Raw genomic sequence first — 3,385 nt, forward strand, 5'->3', positions numbered from 1 at the left:
GAGGTATGCCATGAAAGTTCTGTCCTCCCTGAAGTCGGCGAAGGCCCGTCACCGTGACTGCAAGGTCGTGCGTCGTCGTGGCAAGATCTTCGTCATCTGCAAGTCGAACCCGCGTTTCAAGGCGCGTCAGCGCTAAGCCCAACGGTCCTTGTGACCGCGGCTGGCCCCACGCGGGGCCGACCCGATGCAAAAAACCGCCTTCGGGCGGTTTTTTGTTTATGCGGTTTTTTCCTGCCGTTTTTGCTGTAATCGCTGTTCTTGACCACTGGGGAGTAGATCGAGATGACGCGTTACCTGTGCACCCTGGCCGTACTGGCCACCCTGGCTGCCGCCACCCCGGCGATGGCCGATACCCTGCTTGTTGACCGCGCCCGCGAAAAGCCGGCCGGCGCCCTGCCCGTCCGCGGCCAGAGCATGCAGCAGGTGCAGTCGCAGTTCGGCGCGCCGGCAGAACAGCTGCAGCCGCGCGGCGGGCAGAAACGGCAATGGCCGACCATCCACCGCTGGGTGTACCCGCAGTTCACCGTCTACTTCGAGAAGCAGAAGGTGATCGACGTGGTGGCAAACCAGGCGGATCCGAACGAAATCGGCCCCAAGCCGCCGATCCGTTGACCCCCATGCCCGCCACCGGCGGGCGCGTGTAGCGAGACCATGAACCAGACCCTTCGTTTTCCTGCCGAATGGGAAGCCCAGAGCGGCGTCCTGATTGCCTGGCCCACCGCCGACACCGACTGGGCCGACCGCCTGGGCCAGGTGGAAGAGACCTACATCGCCCTGGTTGCAGCGATCACCCGCTTCCAGCCGGTGCTGATCTGCGTGGCCGACGATGACGTGGAGACCTACGCCGAGATGCGGCTGCGCTCCAACCGCATCGACATGGACAAGGTCCACTTCACCACCGCCGCCTACGACGACACCTGGCTGCGTGATTCGGGCCCGATCACCCTGCGCCGTGCCGACGGCAGCTTCCAGCTGCTGGACTTCCGCTTCACCGGCTGGGGCGGCAAGTTCGACGCCACCCTGGATGACCAGCTGGTCGGCGCGCTCGACCAGGCCGGCGTGTTCAACGACGCGACGGTGCGCAGCATTCCGTTCGCGCTGGAGGGCGGCGGCATCGAGACCGATGGCGAAGGCACCCTGCTGACCACCTGGAAGTGCCTGCACGAGCGCCATCCCGACCGTGACCGCGRCAGCCTGAGCGCCGACCTGGCCGACTGGCTGCAGCAGAAGCGCGTGCTGTGGCTGGATCATGGCTATCTGGAAGGCGACGACACCGACGCCCATATCGACACCCTCGCCCGCTTCGCCTCGGCCGACAGCATCGTCTACCAGGCCTGCGACGACGCCAGCGACTCGCATTACGCCGAGCTGCAGGCGATGGGCGCCGAGCTGGCCGCACTGCGCACGGCTGACGGAAAGCCGTACCGCCTGTTCCCGTTGCCGTGGGCACAGCCGGTGATCGATGAAGGCCGTCGCCTGGCTGCTTCGTATGCCAATTACCTGATCGTCAACGGCGCGGTGCTGATGCCGGCCTATGGCGACCCGGCCGATGACCTGGCCCGCGACGTGCTGGCACAGGCCCACCCTGGCCGCGAGATCGTGCAGGTGCCGTGCCGCTCGCTGATCTGGCAGAACGGCAGCCTGCACTGCATCACCATGCAGCTGCCGGCCGGGCTGTTGAAGGCATAAGCCACGCGGTAGCGCCGGGCCATGCCCGGCGAGCGCGGAGCGCGGGATAAAATCCGCCGGGCATGGCCCGGCGCTACCGGTTGCGTGCACCATTCAGCAGCCAACACGCTGTCGTGGCGCATCCGCGTTAACATGCGGGTTTTCCCCCGCAGGATCGCCCCGCATGAACTCGCGCAGCCCCCTTACCGTCGCCCTGATCCAGGAGCGCAACCACGGTGATGCCGCCGCCAACCTGGCGGTGATCGAAGCGCGTGTTGCCGACGCCGCGGCACAGGGCGCGAAGCTGGTGCTGCTGCAGGAACTGCACAACGGTCCCTACTTCTGCCAGCACGAATCGGTCGATGAATTCGACCTGGYCGAGCCGATTCCGGGACCAAGCACCGAGCGCCTGGGCGCGCTGGCCAAGAAGCATGGCGTGGTGCTGGTCGGCTCGCTGTTCGAGCGCCGCGCTGCCGGCCTGTACCACAACACCGCCGTGGTCTTCGAGAAGGACGGCACCTTGCTGGGCAAGTACCGCAAGATGCACATCCCGGATGACCCGGGCTTCTACGAGAAGTTCTACTTCACCCCGGGCGACATCGGCTTCAAGCCGATCGACACCTCGGTCGGCCGCCTCGGCGTGCTGGTGTGCTGGGACCAGTGGTACCCGGAAGCAGCGCGCCTGATGGCGCTGGCCGGTGCTGAGCTGCTGCTGTACCCCACCGCGATCGGCTGGGACCCGGACGATGCACAGGACGAGAAGACCCGCCAGCGCGACGCCTGGGTACTGAGCCACCGTGGCCATGCCGTAGCCAACGGCGTGCCGGTGCTCAGCTGCAACCGCGTCGGCCATGAGGCTTCGCCGCTGGGCGCCTCAGGCATCCAGTTCTGGGGCAACAGCCACGTGCTGGGCCCGCAGGGCGAGTTCCTGGCCGAAGCCGGCACCGAAGCGACCATCCTGATGTGCGAGGTCGACCTGCAGCGCAGCGAACACGTGCGCCGCATCTGGCCGTTCCTGCGTGATCGTCGCATCGACGCCTACGGCGACCTGCTCAAGCGCTACATCGACTGACCCGGAGCCCGCGCATGGCCGTACTCATCCGTGATGCCGGCCCTGCCGACATCGCTGCGATCACCGCGATCTACGCGGTGGAAGTGACCGACTTCGTCAACACCTATGAGTACGAGATCCCCGACCAGGCCGAGATGCTGCGCCGCATGCGCGACATCATCGACCGCGGCTTCCCCTACCTGGTGGCCGAGGTCGACGGCCAGGTTGCCGGCTATGCGTATGCCAACACCTACCGCACGCGCATCGCCTACCAGTGGACCGTTGAGAACTCGGTCTACGTCGATGCCCGTTTCCAGGGCCGTGGCGTCGGCACCAGCCTGCTGCAGGCACTGATCGATGCCTGCACCGCGCGCGGCCATCGACAGATGGTGGCGGTGATCGGCGAGCCGACCAACACGGCCTCCATCAAGCTGCACGAACGCTTCGGTTTCCAGCTGGTGGGCGTGTTCCGTGGCCTCGGCCGCAAGCACGGCCGCTGGCTGGACACCGTACAGATGCAGCGCGCGCTCGGCGATGGCGCCGATTCCGCTCCTTCCAATGAATGATTCCATGACCGAAATCCTTCCCGAAACCGGCGACGATCTGTTCGCCGGCCAGCCAGTGCGCGTCGTCGAGCGCGATGGCGTGCGCTACACCCTGCTGGGC

Annotated in this window: 5 protein-coding genes; all 5 read left to right on the forward strand. The window is 66.5% G+C overall.

The genetic code is table 11. The features are described 5' to 3' along the window. Positions 1–10: 10 nt before the first annotated feature. The 5 genes from ykgO (at position 11) to AC1VAN_RS15875 (ending at position 3,285) form a co-directional block, all read left to right on the forward strand. A complete protein-coding gene (gene ykgO / locus AC1VAN_RS15855; RefSeq protein ID WP_005409283.1) occupies positions 11–136 on the forward strand; it encodes a type B 50S ribosomal protein L36 in 126 nt (41 codons plus the stop codon). Between the two features lie 146 nt (positions 137–282). Then, the gene (locus AC1VAN_RS15860) at positions 283–612 is read left to right on the forward strand and encodes a hypothetical protein (RefSeq protein WP_025875042.1); all 330 of its coding nucleotides are present in this window, start codon (positions 283–285) and stop codon (positions 610–612) included. Between the two features lie 39 nt (positions 613–651). Further along, positions 652–1,689 carry an agmatine deiminase family protein gene (locus AC1VAN_RS15865; RefSeq protein ID WP_480986162.1) on the forward strand — a complete coding sequence of 346 codons (1,038 nt, stop codon included), beginning with the start codon at positions 652–654 and terminating at the stop codon, positions 1,687–1,689. A gap of 163 nt (positions 1,690–1,852) precedes the next feature. Continuing rightward, positions 1,853–2,740, forward strand: coding sequence for a carbon-nitrogen hydrolase (locus tag AC1VAN_RS15870; RefSeq protein ID WP_480986163.1), 888 nt, complete (start codon positions 1,853–1,855; stop codon positions 2,738–2,740). Positions 2,741–2,754: 14 nt separating this feature from the next. Next, positions 2,755–3,285, forward strand: a complete 531-nt coding sequence (locus tag AC1VAN_RS15875) for a GNAT family N-acetyltransferase (protein WP_025875048.1) — start codon at positions 2,755–2,757, stop codon at positions 3,283–3,285. Positions 3,286–3,385 lie beyond the last annotated feature (100 nt).

It is taken from the genome of Stenotrophomonas sp. 05L44_2 (genome assembly GCF_056665995.1).